This window comes from Halococcoides cellulosivorans, from assembly GCF_003058365.1.
Taxonomy (GTDB): domain Archaea; phylum Halobacteriota; class Halobacteria; order Halobacteriales; family Haloarculaceae; genus Halococcoides; species Halococcoides cellulosivorans.
Map to the genome: position 1 here is coordinate 309,596 of NZ_CP028858.1, position 19,237 is coordinate 328,832.

General features: G+C 67.6%; 21 protein-coding genes. 5 read left to right on the forward strand and 16 right to left on the reverse strand.

Annotation, left to right across the window (positions count from 1 at the left end; all coding sequences use genetic code 11):
* Nucleotides 1-82 precede the first annotated feature (82 nt).
* The 9 genes from argF to HARCEL1_RS01540 form a co-directional block, all read right to left on the reverse strand.
* Complete coding sequence (argF, locus tag HARCEL1_RS01500; protein WP_108380853.1) at nt 83-979, reverse strand: ornithine carbamoyltransferase; 897 nt, start codon at nt 977-979, stop codon at nt 83-85.
* Complete coding sequence (locus HARCEL1_RS01505; RefSeq protein ID WP_233357374.1) at nt 976-2,073, reverse strand: [LysW]-lysine hydrolase; 1,098 nt, start codon at nt 2,071-2,073, stop codon at nt 976-978. The genes argF and HARCEL1_RS01505 overlap by 4 nt, the downstream gene beginning before the upstream one ends.
* Entirely contained in the window at nt 2,070-3,209 is a 1,140-nt protein-coding gene (locus HARCEL1_RS01510) for an aspartate aminotransferase family protein (RefSeq protein ID WP_108380854.1), read from the reverse strand. The genes HARCEL1_RS01505 and HARCEL1_RS01510 overlap by 4 nt, the downstream gene beginning before the upstream one ends.
* Nucleotides 3,206-4,033, reverse strand: coding sequence for an acetylglutamate/acetylaminoadipate kinase (locus tag HARCEL1_RS01515; protein WP_108380855.1), 828 nt, complete (start codon nt 4,031-4,033; stop codon nt 3,206-3,208). Before HARCEL1_RS01515 ends, HARCEL1_RS01510 begins: the two co-directional genes overlap by 4 nt.
* Nucleotides 4,030-5,079 carry an N-acetyl-gamma-glutamyl-phosphate reductase gene (gene argC / locus HARCEL1_RS01520; RefSeq protein ID WP_108380856.1) on the reverse strand — a complete coding sequence of 350 codons (1,050 nt, stop codon included), beginning with the start codon at nt 5,077-5,079 and terminating at the stop codon, nt 4,030-4,032. The genes HARCEL1_RS01515 and argC overlap by 4 nt, the downstream gene beginning before the upstream one ends.
* On the reverse strand, nt 5,072-5,941 hold the full coding sequence (lysX, locus tag HARCEL1_RS01525; RefSeq protein ID WP_108380857.1) for a lysine biosynthesis protein LysX: 870 nt from the start codon (nt 5,939-5,941) through the stop codon (nt 5,072-5,074). The genes argC and lysX overlap by 8 nt, the downstream gene beginning before the upstream one ends.
* Before the next feature lie 48 nt (nt 5,942-5,989).
* Nucleotides 5,990-7,438 (reverse strand): argininosuccinate lyase, encoded by a 1,449-nt coding sequence (gene argH, locus HARCEL1_RS01530; protein WP_108384037.1) that lies wholly within the window; start codon nt 7,436-7,438, stop codon nt 5,990-5,992.
* 3 nt (nt 7,439-7,441) lie between these two features.
* Nucleotides 7,442-8,686 carry an argininosuccinate synthase gene (locus HARCEL1_RS01535; RefSeq protein WP_108380858.1) on the reverse strand — a complete coding sequence of 415 codons (1,245 nt, stop codon included), beginning with the start codon at nt 8,684-8,686 and terminating at the stop codon, nt 7,442-7,444.
* A gap of 261 nt (nt 8,687-8,947) precedes the next feature.
* Complete coding sequence (locus HARCEL1_RS01540) at nt 8,948-9,424, reverse strand: HTH domain-containing protein (protein ID WP_108380859.1); 477 nt, start codon at nt 9,422-9,424, stop codon at nt 8,948-8,950.
* 362 nt (nt 9,425-9,786) lie between these two features.
* On the opposite strand from HARCEL1_RS01540, the gene HARCEL1_RS01545 reads away from it, so the two are divergent.
* Entirely contained in the window at nt 9,787-10,926 is a 1,140-nt protein-coding gene (locus HARCEL1_RS01545) for a CBS domain-containing protein (RefSeq protein WP_108380860.1), read from the forward strand.
* Between the two features lie 67 nt (nt 10,927-10,993).
* Here the strand turns inward: HARCEL1_RS01545 and HARCEL1_RS01550 are convergent, their stop codons facing one another.
* From HARCEL1_RS01550 to HARCEL1_RS01560, 3 genes are all read right to left on the reverse strand, one after another.
* Nucleotides 10,994-12,364: an RNB domain-containing ribonuclease gene (locus HARCEL1_RS01550; RefSeq protein WP_108380861.1), complete on the reverse strand. Its 1,371-nt coding sequence runs from the start codon at nt 12,362-12,364 to the stop codon at nt 10,994-10,996.
* Nucleotides 12,365-12,414: 50 nt separating this feature from the next.
* Nucleotides 12,415-13,236 carry a hypothetical protein gene (locus HARCEL1_RS01555; RefSeq protein WP_159076970.1) on the reverse strand — a complete coding sequence of 274 codons (822 nt, stop codon included), beginning with the start codon at nt 13,234-13,236 and terminating at the stop codon, nt 12,415-12,417.
* Between the two features lie 78 nt (nt 13,237-13,314).
* Nucleotides 13,315-14,025, reverse strand: coding sequence for a hypothetical protein (locus tag HARCEL1_RS01560; RefSeq protein WP_108380863.1), 711 nt, complete (start codon nt 14,023-14,025; stop codon nt 13,315-13,317).
* A gap of 100 nt (nt 14,026-14,125) precedes the next feature.
* Between HARCEL1_RS01560 and HARCEL1_RS01565 the strand changes: the two genes are divergently transcribed.
* A complete protein-coding gene (locus HARCEL1_RS01565) occupies nt 14,126-14,629 on the forward strand; it encodes an RNA-binding protein (protein WP_108380864.1) in 504 nt (167 codons plus the stop codon).
* A gap of 35 nt (nt 14,630-14,664) precedes the next feature.
* Here the strand turns inward: HARCEL1_RS01565 and HARCEL1_RS01570 are convergent, their stop codons facing one another.
* Complete coding sequence (locus HARCEL1_RS01570) at nt 14,665-15,579, reverse strand: methenyltetrahydromethanopterin cyclohydrolase (RefSeq protein WP_108380865.1); 915 nt, start codon at nt 15,577-15,579, stop codon at nt 14,665-14,667.
* An 85-nt stretch (nt 15,580-15,664) separates the two neighbouring features.
* Entirely contained in the window at nt 15,665-15,979 is a 315-nt protein-coding gene (locus HARCEL1_RS01575) for a thiamine-binding protein (protein ID WP_108384038.1), read from the reverse strand.
* Nucleotides 15,980-16,134: 155 nt separating this feature from the next.
* Here HARCEL1_RS01575 and HARCEL1_RS01580 point away from each other — a divergent pair, with 155 nt between their 5' ends.
* Nucleotides 16,135-16,554, forward strand: coding sequence for a DUF5799 family protein (locus HARCEL1_RS01580; protein WP_108380866.1), 420 nt, complete (start codon nt 16,135-16,137; stop codon nt 16,552-16,554).
* A gap of 20 nt (nt 16,555-16,574) precedes the next feature.
* Here HARCEL1_RS01580 and HARCEL1_RS13580 read toward each other — a convergent pair whose 3' ends face one another.
* Complete coding sequence (locus HARCEL1_RS13580; protein ID WP_174182910.1) at nt 16,575-16,724, reverse strand: DUF7557 family protein; 150 nt, start codon at nt 16,722-16,724, stop codon at nt 16,575-16,577.
* A 243-nt stretch (nt 16,725-16,967) separates the two neighbouring features.
* Here HARCEL1_RS13580 and HARCEL1_RS01585 point away from each other — a divergent pair, with 243 nt between their 5' ends.
* Entirely contained in the window at nt 16,968-17,390 is a 423-nt protein-coding gene (locus HARCEL1_RS01585) for a CBS domain-containing protein (protein WP_108384039.1), read from the forward strand.
* 135 nt (nt 17,391-17,525) lie between these two features.
* On the forward strand, nt 17,526-18,170 hold the full coding sequence (locus tag HARCEL1_RS01590) for an alpha/beta hydrolase (RefSeq protein ID WP_108380867.1): 645 nt from the start codon (nt 17,526-17,528) through the stop codon (nt 18,168-18,170).
* Between the two features lie 22 nt (nt 18,171-18,192).
* On the opposite strand, the gene fba is transcribed toward HARCEL1_RS01590, so the two are convergent.
* Entirely contained in the window at nt 18,193-19,188 is a 996-nt protein-coding gene (fba, locus tag HARCEL1_RS01595; RefSeq protein WP_108380868.1) for a class II fructose-bisphosphate aldolase, read from the reverse strand.
* Nucleotides 19,189-19,237 lie beyond the last annotated feature (49 nt).

A 19,237-nucleotide genomic window follows, 5' to 3' on the forward strand; every position in this document is an offset into this window, starting at 1 on the left:
ACTCCTCGAAAAATCTGGACCAAAAAGACCCGGCCACTTCGTGGCCGGTGAACCGCGCCGCGATGCGGCGCGGACACTCTCCTTACGCCAGCAGCCACGTCAGTAAGCCGTTCTGCGCGTGCATCCGATTCTCCGCTTGCTGCCACACCACGCTGTTCGAGTGTTCGACCGCGCCGTCGGTGACCTCCTCGCCGCGATGGGCGGGCAGGCAGTGCATCAACTCGCGATCGCCGATCCAGTCGGCGGTGATCTGAAAGCCCTCGAAGGCAGCGAGCTTCTGGTCGCGCTCGTCTTCCTCGCCCATGCTCACCCAGACGTCGGTGTAGATCACGTCCGCGTCCGCGATCGCCGCGTCGGGGTCGGTCGTCGTTGCCGGGGCGGACCCGACCGCCTCGCAGCGATCGAGAACCGACTCGTCCAGCGCATAGTCGGCGGGCGTCGCGACGGTCAGATCGAGGTCGACCATCGCCGCGCCGATCGCAAAGGAACTCGCGACGTTGTTGCCGTCCCCGACCCACGCGACGCTCACGTCCTCGAACCCGCCGAACCGCTCGCGGATCGTCAACAGGTCCGCCAGCGTCTGACACGGGTGGGCGTCGTCGGTGAGCCCGTTGATCACGGGCACGTCCGCGTACGCGGCGAGGTCTTCGGCGTCCTCGTGATCGAACAGGCGGGCCATGATCGCGTCGACGTACCCCGAGAGCGCGCGCGAGGTGTCTTTGATCGGCTCGCCGTGGCCCAGATGGATGTCGTCGGGCCCGAGGAAGATGGCGTGGCCACCGAGGCGGGTCATCCCCGTCTCGAAGGACGTGCGCGTGCGCGTCGAGGGCTTCTCGAACAGCATCGCGAGCGTCCGATTTTCCAGCGGCCGTTCGTCTTCCTGGAGGCGACCGCCCGATTTGAGTTCGGCCGCCCGGTCGAGGACGGCGTGCAGTTCCGCGCGCGTCAGGTCGTCGATGTCGAGGACGTGCCTGGTCATAACAGATCCTCCGTCGCCGCCCGGAGCACGTCGATCGAGCGGTCGTACTCTGCGAGGACGAGATGCTCGTCGGGGGCGTGATCCAGGTCGGCGTCGCCGGGCCCGTAGGTCACCATCGGAACCGACCACGCGTCGGCGTAGATGTTCATGTCGGCGGTCCCGGTCTTGCGCAACATGCGTGGGTCGCCGCCCGCGCCGCGGATCGCCGCGCGGAACGACCGCGCCACGTCGGTCCGCGGACTCACCATCACTGGCTCGACCCGGTCGTCCCAGTTGACGGTGCCGTTCGTGAGGTGGCCGTCTGCGATCTCGCGGATCTCGTCGACGGTGTACTCGGGCGGGACGCGCAACTGCACGCGCATCGTCGTCTCGACCGAGAGGCCGTCCTCGCTCATCCCGCCCGAGATGTCGACGGGCTTGGGCGTGACGCGCTCGAAGATCGGCACCCACTCGTCGGGGTCGAACTCGTCTTCGACGGCGTGCCACCAGTTGATCGCGTCCTGGATCGCGTTGTCGTCGGGCCGCGAGGAGTGGCCGGATTCGCTCGTCGCGACGTACGCCCCGCCGAGCAGGCCCCGATAGCCCAGCGTGATCCCCGTCCAGCCCGAGGGCTCGCCGTTGATGACGGCGTCGGGTGTGTCGCGGTGCTCAGCGAGATACCGGCCGCCACGGGAGTCGACCTCTTCGCCGACGACGCCCGCGAAACTCGCGCCGGTCTCGACGGCGACGACCGCCATCGCCGCGAGCGGGCCTTTCGCGTCGACGCTGCCCCGGCCGGTGAGCACGTCGTAGGTGCCGTCCGGCAATTCGCCACCGACGTGGGCATTATCGAGCGAGCGCCGTTCGACGGCGACGGGAATGTCGCCCGGGACGGTGTCGATATGCGAGGTCAGGAGGATACCGTCGTCGGCGGGGGCCCGGACGTTGCCCACCTCGTCGATCCAGACCTCCCGATCGTGGGTCTCGAAGAAGTCGACGAGCCGCTGGGCGCACTCCGATTCCTTCGGCGCGATCGACGGCGTCTCGACGAGGTCGACGAGCAACTGGCGGGCCGCCTCCTGGCTCACCTCGGTGGTCGGGATCGATGCGCTCACGACGACCCCCCGATCGCGCTATCCAGCGCGTCGATGGCCTGATCGATCTCACTCTCATCGATCGTCAGCGGCGGGAGCAGGCGGACGACGGTCCGCCCGGCCGGGAGGGCGAGCACCTGGTGTTCGATCGCGAGCTCTTTGAGGATGCGATTGGCGTTGCGTTTCACCTCGATGCCGACCATCAGGCCCTCGCCGCGGACCTCACGCACGCGGTCGCCGAGGCGATCGCGCAGGCCCGAGCGCAGTCGCTCGCCCATCGTGGCGGCGTGGTCCGGGATTCCGTCGGCGACGATCGTGTCGACGGTCGCACCGGCCGCCGCCGAGATCACCGGGCCGCCCGAGAACGTCGAGGCGTGATTGCCGTAGTCGTCGGCGATCCAGTCCCGACAGAGCGTCGCGCCGATCGGGAACCCGTTGCCCAGGCCCTTCGCGGTCGTGAGCACGTCCGGGACGACCTCGGCCTGCTCGATCGCCCACAGCGATCCCGTCCGACCGAGCCCGGTCTGGACCTCGTCGACGATCATCGCGGCGTCGTTGTCGGCGGTCACCTCGCGGACGGCCTGGAGGTACGCCGCGCTCGCGGGGTTGATCCCGCCCTCGCCCTGGACCGGTTCGACGATCACCGCAGCGGTGTCGGGATCGACCGCCTCGGCCATCGCATCGGCGTCGTCGTAGGGCACGAACTCGACGCCGTCGATCAGCGGCTCGTAGTGTTTCTTGTACTTGTCTTTCCAGGTGGTCGCGAGCGCGCCCATCGTCCGCCCGTGAAACGCCTGCATCGTCGCGACGATTTTCGTACTGTTCGTCGCCGACCGGGCGAACTTCAGCGCCGCCTCGTTGGCCTCGGTCCCCGAGTTACAGAGCCAGACGTTGTCGGCGTCGCCCGGGCCCGCCTCGGCGAGCCGTTCGTACAGCGCCGTCCGCGCGGGATTCGGGTACGAGGCCTGGACGTAGGTGATCCGATCGAGTTGGTCCCGGACGGCCGACTGGACGGCCGGATGCCCGTGGCCCAGCGGGACACACGCGTAGCTCGCGCCCAGATCGAGGTATTCGGTGCCCCGATCGTCGACGACCGTGGTTCCATTGCCCGATTCGATCGTGATGGGTTTTTCCGAAAAGACGAATCCGCCACTCATGACTCGCGTGCCTCCTGGTGAACTGTCGTGCCCGCGCCGTCGAGGGCCGCACGGATCGGTGCCTCGGAATTCGCGTCGGCGACGATCGCCGTCGGTGCGCCCGCATCGAGTGCTTCGGCGGCGGCCATGACCTTCCGGGTCATGAAGCCCTCGGCGCTCGCTTCGAGGGTCGCCCACTCGTCGGCAGTCGCGACCGACTCGATTTTCGTCGCCGGATCGTCGGGATCGCGATACACGCCCTCCACGTCGGTCAAGAGGACGAGATCGGCGTCGAGCGCCCCGGCGATCGCCGCCGCAGAGCGGTCGGCGTCGACGTTCACTGGTGTGATCCCGTCATCCTCTTGTCCTGCCATCGGTGGCCCGACCACCGGGGTGTAGCCCGCGTCGAGCAGCGTCTCCAGCGGGTCGGGATCGACGGTCTCGATCGACCCCGAGTGATCGCCGCGCTTGATCTTGCGTTTGCCGTCCTCGATGATTCGGATCGCGGACGTGCGCGGGCCGCTGATGAGTTCGCCGTCGACGCCGCTCAGCCCGATCGCGTCGACACCGGCGGTCTGTAAGTCCGCGACGAGATCGGTCCGGATACGCCCGAAGACGGCCTCGACGACGCCCATCGTCTCTGCATCGGTAAAGCGGCCCACGACGCCGTCGGGCGTCTCGACGTACTCGGGGTCGACCCCGCGCGATTCGAGGGCCTCGTCGACGGCGGTCGATCCGCCGTGGACCAGCACGACGCGCTCGTCGCCCGCGAGCGCGGCGACGTCGGCGATCGCGCCCGCGGGATCGACCGCGCGAGCGCCGCCCACCTTGACGACGACCGTCATGGGGCCCCCACCGGGTGGAGGCCCCGCTGGTCGAGTCCCGCGGTCTCATCGAGTCCGAGTGCGACGTTCGCGGCGTGGACGGCCTGCCCCGCCGAGCCTTTCATCATGTTGTCGATCGCCGCGAACACGACGACGCGGTCGTCCTCGGCGGCGAACCCGATCTCCGCACGGTTCGTCCCCGCGACGGCCTTCGGTTCGGGATAGCGGTAGACACCACCGCCGCCGGCGACCAGATCGACGAACGGTTCGTCGCCGTACGCGTCACGGAACGCTGTCCAGAGGTCGACCGTCTCCAACTCGCCCGCCGCTGCGGCCTCCGGAAAGGTGTGACAGGTCGCACTCGCGCCGCGGATCATATCGACCGCGTGCACCGTGAAATCGACCGAGCGGTCGAGATACGCCTCGATCTCGGCCTCGTGGCGATGCCCCGTCGGCGCGTAGGGCCGGACGACACCCGACCGTTCGGGGTGACTCGACGCCGCACCACCGCCCGCGCCGCCCTCGCTACTTCCGACTTTCACGTCGACGACCGTCCGGTCCGACGGTTCGAGAATGCCCGCCTCGACCAGTGGATAGAGGCCGAGCATCGTCGCGGTCGCGTTACACCCTCCGGAGGCGATCAGATCCGCGCCCGGGAGCGCGTCGCGATTGAGTTCCGGCAGGGCGTAGGTCGCCTCCTCGAGGAGTTCGGGGCGGGAATGGCCGTCGTAGTACTCGTCGTAATACCGCTCGTCAGGCAACCGGAAGTCCGCCGAGAGGTCGACGACGGTGTCGGCGGCGTCCCGAAACGCGTCGATCTGGTCCATCGAGACGCCGTGTGGCGTCGCGGCGAACAGCACGTCCACCGATGCGAGATCGTCGGGTTTCGAGAAGCGCAGGTCCAGATCCCGCAGGTTCGGGTGAACGTGGCCGATCGTGCGGTTCGCATCGCTCCGCGAGGTCGCCTGGACCACGTCGAAGGCGGAATGGTCGGCGAGCAGGCGGAGCAACTCCCCGCCCGTGAAGCCCGTCCCGCCGACGACGCTCGCGGTGTAGGTCTCACTCATTTCCTTCACCAACTGTTTCGAGGTAATCGACGACGCGCGCGGGCACGTCTTCGTCGCTCACCCCGTCGAGGGCCTTGAACTCGACGGTGTGGTTGATCTCGTGGACGGTGTAGCCCGTGACTTCGTCACCGTCGGTGCGTTCCATCAGGTCGATCCCGAGCAGGCCGCCGCCGACGGCGCTCGAGGCGTCGGCGACCAACTCGCGGACCTCGTCGCTGACCTCGAAGGTCGCGGTCTCGGCCCCTTTCGCGGCGTTGGTCAGCCAGTGATCCGAGGAGCGCACCATCGCGGCGACGACGTCGCCGTCCGCGGCGAGCACGCGAATGTCGCGGCCGGGCTTGTCGACGAACTCCTGGAGGTAGAATACCTTGTGTTCGTAGTGGCCGAGCACCTCCTTGTGCTCGAAGACGGCCTCGGCGGTGTTCGGCGAGTCGAGTTTCGCCATCAGCCGGCCCCACGAGCCCACGACGGGCTTGACGACGCACGGATAGCCCAACTCGGCGGCGGCGTCCAGCGCTTCGTCGCTCGTGAAGGCCACCCGTGTGGTCGGCGTCGGCACGCCCGCCCCGTCCAGCGCGAGACTCGTCTCGACTTTGTCCGCACAGATCCGCGCAGTCGCGGCGTCGTTGACGATCGGGATCTCGTAGCGATTCGCGAACTGGGTAATGTAGCGACTGCGCGAGGTCGCGAGACACCGATCGACGAGGACGTCGACGTCCTCGAACGAGTCCGGTGGGTCCGACAGATCGAACGTCTCGCGGCGGACGTCGATCTTTGTGACCTCGTGGTCGCGCTCGCGGAGTTCGCCGAGCAGGAGCTTTTCGTCCTCGCGAATCCGGCTGTAGAGGACGCCGACGTTCACGGCGACCCCTCCCCGAGCGGCGATGCGTCGCGGCTGGTCGATAGGTGTTCACACATAGGAATCAACGGCCTCCTGACGGCGCGAAGCGGCGTCGGCGACGGCGTCGCGAGCGTCGTCCAGCGCGTCGGCGTCCCGATCCAGCCGGTCGACGGCCCGATCGATCGACGCTGCCACCGCGGTGGGGGCTGGGCCGCCGCGTGAGTCGCGGCTGGCGACCGATTCGGCGGGATCGAGCAGGGCGTCGAGTGTCTCTCGATCGAGGTCCGGCGGGCGCTCGTCCAGGGCGTCGTCGATCGCATCGAGGAGCGCCTCGACCGAGGGCGTGCCGTCGCCAGCGACCTGGGCGACGATTTCGTGGGCGGTGCGGAACGGGACGCCCGCCATCGCGAGGCGGTCGGCGACACCCGTCGCGGTCCCAAAGCCAGTGCCGGCGTCGACGTCGGCCGGCCAGTCGGCGGTCGCGACTGCGCCGATCGCGACGGGGAGCGCGTCGGTGACCGCATCGATCGCCTGCCAGGCGTGGCGGTCGGCACGCTGCAGATCGCGGTTGTATCCCCGGGGGAGGCCCGCGAGTGTGGTCGCCAGCCCCGCGAACCCACCGGTCGCGTCGCCCGCACGCGCCCGGACGAGTTCCATCGAATCGGGATTTTTCTTCTGTGGCATGATCGACGACGTCGATGCGTAGTCGTCGTCGAGGGCGATCAGGCCGTCACTGGCGAACTCGATGGTGTCGGCGGCCAGCCCCGACAGCGTGATCGCGACGCCGGTCGCCGCCGCCGTGGCTTCGAGGAAGGCGTCGCGGGCGGCGACCGCGTCGGTCGCGTTCTCGACGACCCCCTCGAAGCCCAGCAGGGTGGCCGTGCGCTCGCGATCGATGTCGAAGGGGGTGCCCGCGAACGCCGCCGCGCCCAGCGGCGAGCGATTCGTGCGTTCGTAGGCATCGCGAATGCGCCCGGTGTCACGCGCGAGCGCGGACTCGTACGATAGCGCCCAGTGGGCGACGGTCGTCGGCTGTGCGGGCTGGCGGTGCGTGTAGCCCGGAATCAGCGTCTCGCGGTGGGCTTCGGCGAGTGCGATCAACTGGCGACGCGCTTCGACGAGCGCCCGTTGCAGGTCGAGCAGCCCATCACGCAGTGCCAGGCGCAGACACGTCGCGACCTCGTCGTTGCGCGACCGGGCGGTGTGCATCCGCCCGCCCGCCGGACCGATCCGATCGATCACGGCGGTCTCGATGGCTTCGTGGACGTCCTCGCCGTCGGGCAGGGCGTCGTATCCCGACTCCTCGATGGCGTCGAGTGCGGCGAGGATCTGGCCCGCATCCCCATCGTCCAGAATCTCCCGTTCGGCGAGCATCACGACGTGCGCGCGGTCGACCGCGAGGTCGGCCTCGAAGATGCGCCGATCGGCGTCGATCGAGGACATGAATTCGCGGGCGGGGCCGCCGCTGAAGCGGTCGCCACGGACCGCCGGGCTGGCCGCGCGGTCCTCGTCGGTCATCACTCAGTCGCCCCCGTCGGGGGTCTCGACCGCCGCGTCGTCCTCGGTCGTGGCCGTGGGCGACGCCGACCGCGCCAGACGGTCCTGGAACCCGTGGTATTTCGCGACGCCGGTCGCGTCGTCCTGGGTGATCCCGCCGGTGACGGCCGACTCGTCGAACGACGCGGCGGACTCGCTGTAGACCGCGTACTCGGACTCGCGGGCGACGGGACGGACCTGCCCGCCTTCCAGGCGGACGGTCACCGTGCCCGTCACGCGCTGCTGGCTCGAATCGAGAAAGCCTTCCAGGTCGTCGACCAGCGGCGCGTCGATCAGGCCCTCGTAGGCCTTTTCGGCCCAGCGCTGGTCGATCTGGGTCTTGAACTGGCGCTGTTCGGCGGTGAAGACCAGTTGTTCGAGCGCCTCGTGAGCGGTGAGGAGCACGGTCGCCGCGGGGTGCTCGTAGTTCTCCCGAACCTTCAGCCCGAGCATGCGGTCTTCCATCATGTCGGTCCGACCGACACCGTGGGCCCCGGCGCGCTCGTTCAACGTCTCGATCAGTGCGACAGGGTCGATATTTTCTCCGTCGAGGGTGATCGGGCGGCCGTCCTCGAAGGTGATCGTGAGGTCCTCACGTTCGCGATTCCCGGGTGTGGCGGTCCAGTCGTAGATGTCGTCCTCGGGGATCGTGGCGGGGTCTTCGAGTTCCGAGCCCTCGATCGAGCGACTCCAGAGGTTGGTGTCGATGGAGTACCGCCCGCCAGAGCCGCCCTCGACGGGCAACTCGCGCTCGGCGGCGTACTCCGACTCCCATTCGCGGGTCAATCCGAGTTCGCGCACGGGCGCGATCACGTCCATCTCGGTCGCCCGCCAGACCGCCTCGAAGCGCAACTGGTCGTTGCCCTTGCCCGTACAGCCGTGGGCGAGCGCGCTCGCGCCGTGCTCGCGGGCCGCGTCGGCGATGGCTTCGGCGATGACCGGCCGGGCGAGCGCGGTCCCCAGCGGGTAGCCCTGGTAGGTCGCGTTCGCGCGGACGCTGTCGAGACACAACTCGGCGAACTCGGCTTTGGCGTCGACGACGACGTGCTCGAGGCCGAGCGCCTCGGCAGTCTCGCGGGCCTCGTCGAACTCCGCGGCGGGTTGGCCGACGTCGACGGTGACGCCGAGGACCTCGTCGTAGCCGTACTCTTCTTTCAGCAGCGGTACGCAGACGGTCGTGTCGAGCCCGCCCGAGAAGGCGAGCGCGACGGTCTCAGTGGTGGATGTCATCGGTGGGTCGTGTGTCGCTGATTTCGATAGATCGGTGGTGACTGGGTGGTACGGCGAGCGAACGATCGGGGTGGTGAGAATGATGTGGGCCTACCGGCCCGTTCGGCGTCGTCGCTCACCGTCGGCACAGCGGGACGCCGACCGCTGGGCTGTCGGGACGGGATCGGCCGACGAGCCAGCCGCAGTCGTCATACTGCCGTGTTGGCCAGTCGGGATACAAATAGCTTCCGAGACGCGCCAATACGGTCGGGGGTGGACGTCCTAGACGACCTGGGCCGAGGCGTCCTGGAGATCGACCGGTCGGTCGCCGGCAGCCAGCGCGTCGACGTGGTCCTGGACGGTGTGGACGGTCTCGCCGGCGGTACACGGTGAGACCTGCACGAGTTCGCCGTCCTGGTACTCCGCGAGGCCCATCACCGGCAGCACGATCGTCGTCTCCGTCTCGACGTCCGACTCGGGCCCGCTCGATCGCGTCTGATAAAACGAGTCCAGCGAGACGTTCGTCGACAGTGCCCACTGCTGGAACTCCGCGACCCGGTTGAGCACGTAGCGTCCCTTGAGCGATCTCGCCGCGACGCTCTCTCGGGAGATCTGGTCGCCCCAGACGACGACCGAAAACGACTCGATCTCGTCGTCGCCTTCCAACTGCTCCAACCGTTCGAGGATGGCTTCCTGGCGCTGGTGGGCGCCCTGGGGGTGGAGTGAACGGACGAAGAGTTCGAGGGAGGGGGGTGTCATTGGAGGTCGAAATCTTGGACACCTTGGCTCATATAGATATTGTATAGCTTCAAAATCGAGGCGGCTTGCATGAATTAGGAATGACCATGAAAGATAGTGGTTCCGGGCGGTAGAGACAGTTTCAGTGGGCATCCCTGTCCGGAAGAAAAACCTTGTACGAAGGAATGATTGGGGTGCTCCGGACCGTGACCGCTGTCGGGGCCGGTGCCGACGGGGCGTCCTCGATGGTCGCTCGCGAGCTATGTCAGGCGTCGACGGTTGGGACTGCTCGCGAATCGTCGGTCGAAATCGGTCGGGGGCGTCCGATCACGCGATTTCGTAGCCAAGTTTGATAACCCTTCACACCCAAGTTCGAGCGTACGATGGATATTGCCGATATCGCCACGAGAGAGTACGTCGACGTGGACGGGAACGAACGGATCGCGAAGGTCCGGTCGATCTTCGAGCGCGAGCGGCCGCGTGGCGTGATCGTCCTGGAGGACGGCGAGTACGCCGGGGTGCTCTCGGAGCGCCAGTTCGTCCAGAGTCACGTCGAGGATCGCGCCAAGGCTGCCAAACTCGCCCGGAACGCGCCCAAAGTCGAGCGGACTGCCGACGTCCGCGAGACGGCCCGCGTGCTCGTCGAGAGCGGGTCCCGCGTCGCGCCGGTGTTCGAGGCCGACCGACTCTGGGGGATCGTCACCGACGACGCGATCCTCGGGGCCGTCCTGGAGAACCTCGAAGCGATCGACGTGTCGGACGTCTACACCGAGTCGGTGACGACCGTCTCCGAGGAGACCACGCTCGGGAAGGCGATCAACCTGCTTCGCGATCGGGGCATCTCCCGATTGCCGGTCGTCGAGGACGGCGTTCTCACCGGCATCGTCACGACCCACGACATCGTCGATCTGGTCGTCCGGAACATGGACAAATCGACCGTCGGCGAGCGCGCGGGCGACGTCGATCGGATGCTCGACCTGCCGGTGTACGACGTGATGTCGAGCCCCGTCGAGACGATCACCGTCGACGAATCGGTCCGGACCGCCGTCGACCGGATGCTCGCCAACGACTACGGTGGCCTGGTCGTCACGCCCGAACGCGACGACAGCCTCGTCGCCGGGGTCGTCACCAAGACCGACGTGCTCCGGGCGCTCACCTTCACCGAAGAAGAGCACATGGACGTCCAGATCACGAACGTCAACTTACTCGATACGTTCTCTCGGGACAGCGTCCGTGAGGGCATCGAGGCGGTCGCTGACAAGTACCAGGACATGCAGGTCCAGCACGCTCACGTCCGCCTCCACCAGCACAAGGAGCGACTCCGGGGCACGCCGCTGATCCAGTGTCAGATCCGCCTGCGGACGAACAAAGGCCAGATGGCCGGGTCGGGCGAGGGCTACGGCGCGAAGACCGCGTTCAACGTCGCCTGTGACAAACTCCAGCGAAACGTCCTCCAGGCGAAAGGGATTACGAGCGACGAGGAGTACCGCGGACAACTCCTCCGGAAACTCGGTGAACTGTAGGAGACCCGCCACCGTCGGACACTCGGCGGGCGGTCTGGGCGCTCTCGACGCCTGTCGCTGTGGCCGATCACTCCTCCTCTACGGTCTCTCCTTCGTCCTCTCCTCCCTTCTCGTCCCCTTCGGTCTCTCCGTCCTCGTCGTCGACGACGTCGACTCCGCGATTGTTGACTGCGCTGGGGTCGAGGCCGACCTCCTGAAGGAAGGTCTTGTACTCGCGCTCGCACTGCTCGGCGTCTTTCTGGCGGTCGCTCGCGCGATCACACAGCGCGACCAGGTCCTCGGGGACGTCGTTGGTGTGGACGATCCAGTGGTTGATGAGGTCGCTCAGCCGTCTGATGGGCGAGGTGAAGTGCCCGTAGATCTCGAAGTTGAGCGCGTGATGCCCGCCGAACGGGTCGTTCATGTACCGGGCGCGGGGCATGACCTTCATCACGGCCCACTGGATCTTGTCGAGTTGGCGCTCGGGCGCGGATTCCAGCGTCGCGTTGACGGCTTTCCGGGGGTCTTCGAACCCACCGCCGGAGATCGAGACACCGTCGAGGTCCTGGATTTCCTGGAGCGCCTCGTTCCACTCCTCGGGGCTCGGTTGGGGATGGACGCGGTACATCGCTTCGACGCCCCGATCCCACATGAGAACGTGCGTGACGGCCTTGTTGGCCTTGAGCATGCACTCCTCGACGATGGTGTGGGCGCGATCCCGCCGCGGATTGAGGACGAGCGAGCCGTCTTCTTTGCGCTGGTCGTGCATCCGATCGGCTAGTTCCCAGATCGATGCGGTCTTCTCTGCGAGATCGACCGACTGGTCTTCGAGCAGGTCCGCGGCGGTCTCTGGTTCGTCCAGCAGGCGCTCGGCCTCGCTGTAGGTCAGGCGGGCGTCCGATCGGATGATCGATTTGTAGATCTCGATCGAGTCGTAGCCCAGATGCTCGGGATCGAGGTGCATCTCGACGGTGTGCGCGAGTCGGTCCTCGTTCGGGACGAGCGAACAGACCGTCTCCGCGAGGATCGGCGGGAGCATGTGGACGGTGTATCCGGGGAGATAGACGGTGTTCGCACGCTCGACGGCGCTGTCCCAGATCGCCGTCTCGGGGTTGACGTAGTGAGTCACGTCGGCGATGTGCACCCAGAGGACGATCTCGTCGTCGCGGCGCTCGATCGAGACGGCGTCGTCGAAGTCCTGGGCGTCGACGGGGTCGGTCGTCCACGTCGTCAGATCGCGCAGATCCTCGCGCTCGGAGAGTTCCGCGTCGACGTCAGACTGGACGTCGTCGGTCAACTGGTCGGCTTCGACTTTCACGGCGTCGGGGAACTCGTCTGGAATGCCGAACTTCTCGAACAGTTCCTCGCGTTTGTTTTCGAGGTGGCGGGCCATCTCCGCGTCGATCTCGACGGGGCCTTTGGCCTCGGCGGTCCCGGCCTCGGCGTTCGCGTCGGTCATGGGCGGGGTACGCGGACCGATCGGGTAGGCGTTTCGACGCCCTCTCGATTTCACTCCCGGGACGTGTCGTCGGACTCGAACCCGTCGGTCTCGCCAGTGACCGTAGTGTAGATCTCGGCAAGAACGGCGATCAGGACCGTCGAGACGACGGCCCACCAGAACGTGCTCGCGAGCCTGAAGGCCGGAACGGCGAATCCGACGACGGACTCCATCACCGCGCCGGAGTCGTGATTCGTCGTCCACCGAATCCCGTCGAGGACCGAGAACGGCGTCACGGTGACGATCCAGACGAGGACGATCCCCAGCAGCGACCGGCGGTGATCGCGTGCGATCTCCGCGCTCCGCCCGAGAGCGGCGAACGGACCCCGGTTTTCGACGGCGATGGCGAACGGGACGAACGGGACGGTTACCGCGGCGTAGATCCAGAGTCCGGCCAGAGCCACGAGTCCGAGCACGACCATCGGAAGCCCGATGACGGCGAGCAACTGGAGGCCGAGGAGAGCCACTGCGAGGGCCACGCCGAGAGCGATCTGGACGACCAGCAGCGATCCCACGGCCCGGAGGATGCGGTCTGTGAACACGCCGAGGTCGACGGTGTCGAGTGTGTCGATCTCGCGGACGAACAGCCGACAGGCTCCGACGGTGACGACCAGCGAGAGGCCGCCCCCGACGAGCGTGAGGACTCCGATCCAGACCTTTCGACCGGTACCCAGGTAGGTGAAATAGTCCATCGTTCGTCCGACTGCCCTGGGATCGAACCCCGAGTCCAGCAACGTCTCGACGACGACGAACAGCAAAAAGACGATCATCCCAGACGGCGTTTTCGCCCGATCGATGCCCCTACCGATCACCTGCCCAACACGGAATGCCACGGATATTTTCCGGTTCGGCTCCGGCAACTTTAGTGACTGCGGTCGTCGGCATCTCGTACCAGCGTGAACGCCGAGCGGTTACTCGGGGCGGACCGCGACGTCTCGAATCTCGCGCAGGCGCACGACCGCCTCGACGAACACGCCGATCAGCGCGAGTTGGACGGCCGTCAGCAGCGCCGCCCGGAGCAGGCCACCGACGAACGGGACCGCGATCGCGAGCAGCGACCCGACGAGGCCGACGAGAACGCCGACCGCGAGCAGCGTAGCGACGACTGCGACCGTCGCCCGATCAGTCGCCGCGAGCGCCCACGCGCGATCGAGTGCGCCGGCGGCCGACCGATCCTCGATCGCGATCGTGACGAGCGCGATCGCGCCCAGCGTCACGACCGCGATCCCCGGAACGACGGCGAGGAGTGTGCCGCCGAGCGCGAGCGGGGCGAGGACGACCGCGAGCGCGACCGTCGAGGCCATCGCGCGGCCGATCCGGCGGGTGAACGGGCTTCGATCGCCGGGGACGGCCGGGCCCATCGTGCGGGCCGCGACGACGTGGGCGTACAGCGTCACGACCGCCGTTCCGATCCAGAGGGCCGCGAGTATGGCGAGGACGCCACCCGCGACCCACCAGCGCCGACTCACCAGCGTGGTCGGGAGGCCGAACAATATCGTCGCGAGCGTGCCATAGGAGGCCACGAGATAGCTTCCGAACAGGAGTCCCGCGACGGGCACCAGCGACGCCGACAGCGATCGGCCGAGCCCATCGGTGATCGTCGCGACCGGGTCGATCCGCATACAGAGGGGCGGATCGGCCCGGACAAAACGGTGTCGAGGCCGACGCCGGCCGCCGCGGTCAGCCGGACGATTTATTCACGCTCGCGGGCGATCACCGCGCATGGACGTGAAATCGCGACACCACCTCCGCGCGGACGCCATCGACGCCATCGACACGGCGCTCGCGGACCGACTCGGCGTGCCCCTCGACGGTGACACCTACGAACGCGTGACCTTCGAGGCCGACGACCGGGAACTCGTGCTGGTCGACGGCGACCCGCTCGTGCTCTACCTCGACGAGGAGTCGGTCGGCGGGGCCGACGGCGACCCGTTCGTCACCGTCCGGGGCGCGAACGCGACCGATCCCGAGCGCGCGACCGTCACGGTCGACGCCGGCGCGATCGAGTTCGTCTCCGACGGCGCGGACGTGATGCGCCCGGGCATCGTCGCGGCCGACGACGCGATCGAGGCGGGCGACCCGGTCGTCATCGTCGAAGAAGCTCACGGGAAGGCGCTCGCGGTCGGGCGCGCACGCGTGGAGGGGTCCGACATGGTCGGTGAGGAGGGGAAGGTCGTCGACTCGATCCACCACGTCGGTGACGACATCTACGAGTTCGCGCCGTAGCTCCGGGCGACGCCCGCCGATCGGCTGGCGCCCGGTCAGTGCCAGGCTCGATCGAGCACGTCCGGGCGGCACTCGCCGGCCGTCCGGGTCGGCCCGCCGATCACGTCGACGGTGACGGTCGCGGGCGCGAACAGGTCGCGATCCAGGTCGGCGTACGCCCAGTCGGCGTCGTCGAAGATCGATTCGAACGGCGCCTCGGCGGTCGAGACGAGCGCGGCGGGATCCGGGCCCTCGCCGTCGACGGTCAGGTGGACCTGGCCGCCGTGGGCGACGGCGTCGGTCCCGCGCGCCATCGCGACGCGTTCGTCGGCGGCGACCGGTGGGACTGGCGCGCGACCGCTGGCCGACTGGAGGGACGCGAGGTCGCCGTCCGCTTCGAGCCATCGATAGACGCCCAACTCGGCCGCACGGGCCGCCGCGGCGACGCTGCCGGTGAGACTCGCCGTCCGGAAGCCCACGAGCGTCACGGCGGACTCCGCGACACCCGCTCGATCAGCGACCTCGCTCGCGATGGCGTCGGTCGGTCGCTCCTCGGTTTCGAGACACAACACCGCCATCTCGAAAGACTCGTCGTGCGCGAGGTGTGCGAACACGTCCTCGGCGGCGGCGAGTGCGCGAGCCGGCCCGCTGCCCAGCGCCTCCTGGTCACCGGTGAACTCCCAGCCCGCTTTCTGTGAGCCCAGCAGGGCGAGACCGGGGTGATCGGTCGCGACCGTCACCACTGGGCGGGTCGCGCCCGCGACGCCGTCGAGGTCGGTCTGGACGCTCGCCAACCCCCCGGTCTGGATGTCGACGACGAGCGCGCCGGCTTCGAGGCCGCCGCGGTGTTCGATTCCACAGTCGAGAACGGTCGCGCCCGAGTCGAGACGATCGACACCGATGCCGTACTCGTCGGCGAACTCGACGGCCTCGTCGACGATCTCGGTCGCCCCGCGATTGAGTGGATCCATACCACCGCGTGCGCGCCCGAACAGTCAACGGTTGCGGTCGATCGCGTGGAACGGTTGCGGTCGATCGCGTGGCCGGGGCTTCCGATCAGTAGTGATCCCGAACCGGTTCGCGCCCGAGTTCCGCGGCGAGGTCCTCGACTTTCTCGCGAGCGCGCTGGTCGACCGTGCGTTTGTCGTCGACTTTCAGCGTCGTCTCGACGCGGTCGCCGTCGACGGCGTCGTGGGCCGCCTGCGCCGCTGCGAACAACGTCTCGGTGTCCTCGGCCTCGATGATCGTCCCCATCGGCGTGGTCTCGTAGGCCACGTCGAACGCCTCCAGCGCTTCGACGGCCTTGGCGACCTGGCCGGCGAGACTCCCTTCCATCATCGGTACGACGGCGAGAAATCCGAACACGCTCACGATCGGTCCCTCCCGGTCGTCGATTGGGTCCGTGACATCGTCGGTCGTTGGGCGGGCCACCTGTTGAACGGTTCGATCAGGCGGCATCGATTGCCGGTATCCGGTCGGGACGCCGGACCGCAACGCCGTTGTGGCCCCGGTGTGAACAGTGGACTGTGACCGACTGGCGTGATTCGATCGCCGCCGAACGGATGGAACTGGACGGAGCGTTCGCCGACCGCGTGACGGACGCTGGCCTCTCGAACCGGCAGTGGGATCTGGTGATGGCTGCCGTCGAGATTCGCATCGAGACCCCCGAGTCGCCCGCCGAGGCGGAACTCCGGGCCGACACCAGCGCGCTCGGGTCCGTCCTCGACGAGTTGGTCGCGATGGACGACGAGGGCGTGGTGGGCACGTCGAGCGGTGACGACGGCGGCTTTCTGGACTGGCTGGGGTCGCTCACCGACGACGAGACCAGCGAGATGCGAGCGACGGCCGCGGGGCTGGCCGAGGCCTACGTCGAGACCCTCGAAACCCGACTCCGGGAGTCCGGTCGGTGGACGGCCGTCTGCGAGCAGGCTCGTGACGACGAATAGCGCGGGACTGGCCGGTCGCCCTAGATCTCGTCGCCCGCACGGAACAGCGTCATCTCCTCGGCTTCGTAGATGTTGATGAGTTCCGTGACGATCTCGTCGTAGGTCTCCTCGTCGACACGGAGGCTGTCCAGGCGGTCGACCGTCTGTTCGGTGAGTTCGACTGTCGGCATGCCTGACCGTTGGCCCGCCCGGTACAAAAAACGATACCCCCGGTAGTACTCGTCGTCTCTGGCCGTCTCGACCCGGCAACGACGGGCTGATCGCTCGATCGGACGGGTCGACTCGGACCCCGTCTCGCTCGCTCGATCGCCCGGGAATACGTCCACTTCAGTCTTCCAATCTGTACGGTATGTTTATGTGCCATGGCTTCGATGACCGCGATGAGTGCGCACGTGGCGCACTCGGTGTCCCCCATGCCAGTGTCAGACCTGATGCGGTCGAACGTCGTCACGGCCTCGCCCGAGAGTTCCATCGACTCCCTCGCGGAGTCGATGCGTGACCACGGCGTCGGAAGTGTGGTGATCGAAGACGACTCAACGGTGTCCGGCATCGTCACCGATCGCGACCTCGTCACACGAGTCATGGCCGAGAACGCCGACTGGTCGACTCTGCAGGCGAGCGACGTCATGACGCCCGATCTCCAGACTGTCTCCGCAGACACTGGGATCGCTGAACTCGTCGAAACCCTCAGTGAGGAAGGTGTCCGGCGCATGCCCGTCGTCGAGAACGACGACCTGGTTGGGATCGTCGCACTCGACGACGTGTTCGCGTTGCTCGCGGTCGAACAGGATCGCCTTGCGAACGTCGTAGAGGCCGAATCACCCGTCTTCGAGTGATTATTCGGGGCGGCGTCTGCACCCCTCCGACTGCTTTTCCACCCCTCGTCCTCGTTTCGGCGGGAACTGTCTTCACTCGCGGGGCCGAAGGGGCCCCATGACCACGCCACCTCGTCGCCGTGGAGGCCCGAGCGCATGACCGGTCCTCACCAGGACCAGCCACTCAAGCGCGCGGGCGCGGACCCCGCGGCCGCCGAGGCGAGCGTCGTCCTCGTCCACGGACGCGGGGCGACCGCGGACAGCATCCTCCAGATGGCCGACGCGTTCCCGGACGGCGTCGCGTACCTGGCTCCTCAAGCCGCCCGGAACACCTGGTATCCGAACCCGTTTACCGCGCCCGTCGAGACGAACGAACCCGGCCGGTCGTCGGGATTGCGCGCCGTCGGCGACGCCGTCGCGGTCGCGACCGACGCCGAGATCCCTCGCGAGCGCGTGGCACTCGTTGGCTTCTCTCAGGGCGCGTGTCTGGCCAGCGAGTTCCTCGTGCGCAATCCGGACCGCTACGGTGGGCTGGCCGCACTGAGCGGCGGGCTCGTCGGTGAGTCGATCGATCCCGACGAGTATCAGGGCGATCTGCAGGACACGCCGGTCTTTCTCGGCTGTAGTGACGTCGACCCGCACATCCCGGTCGAGCGCGTCCACGAGACCACCGCGGTGTTCGAGCGGTTGGGCGCGGACGTGACCGAACGGCTGTACGACGGCATGGGTCACGGCGTCAACGCCGACGAGCGGAGGGTCGTCGCGGACATGGTCGCGGATCTGCTCGACGACGGCGAATGAGCCGGCCGTGAAAAATGCGATCTTACTGCGGGAAGATGCTCTGGCCCGCGCTGCCCGAGACCTCGGTCAGACCGGCGTGGACGTCAGCGATGCGCTCGCGGACGTTCCGCCCGCCGACGCGGGGGTCGAAGACGTCCTTGTTGGGCGACCAGTCGACGCCGTTGTAGAAGGTGTCGCGCTCGTCTGCGACGCCTTCGGGCGGGATGATCTCGTCGATGTGGTCGGTGTACAGGTCGGCCAGCGTCCGGGTGAACTCGTACTGGTAGCGAGTGTCCTTGTTGACCTTCGCGATTCCCCGTCCCATGAAATCAGAGAGCTGATCGGACTGCAGCCCTGAGGAGCCGTGGAGAACGAGCGGCGTGTCCAGGCCGTGATCAGCGAGTGCCTGGCTAATGTCGCTGGCCAGGTCGGGCTTGAGGTCGAGGTCTTTGCCTTTCGCGACGCCGTGCTGTGTTCCGACGGAGATGGCGAGCAGGTCACAGCCCGTCCGGTCGACGAACTCGACGGCCTGCCCGGGGTCGGTGTAGAAGGCCTCTTCAGCGACGATCTCGTCTTCGACGCCTTTGATCTGGCCGAGTTCGGCCTCGACGAGGATCTCCTCGTCGGCGGCCTCGGTCTTCTGGACGACTTCCTTCGAGCGGGCGACGTTTTCCTCGAAGTCCTCGTGGGAGGCGTCGATCATGATCGAGGAGGGGATGGCCGTCTCGACTTGCATGTCGATGAAGTCCATGTCCGTCTGGTGGTCCATGTTGAGGAACACGCCGATGTCGTACTGGTCGGCGACGACGTCGATATAGTTCCCCATGGCGCGCAGGCCGTCTTCGGCGTCGCCGTTGCCGGCGAACCGACAGGCCCCGGCGCTCATCTGGATCAACAGATCGGAGTCCTTCCGGGCGGCCCCCTCCATCAGACCGGCCATGATCTGGGGCTCCGCGACGTTGCTCGCGACGAGACCGTAGTCCTCGTCCTGGGCGTTCTCGTAGACCGTCGCCAGTTCTGCGCCTCCGTAAAATGGCATTGTACACCGGGCGTTTCGGAGCCTGGGGCTTACAGGTTGCGATGCGGGC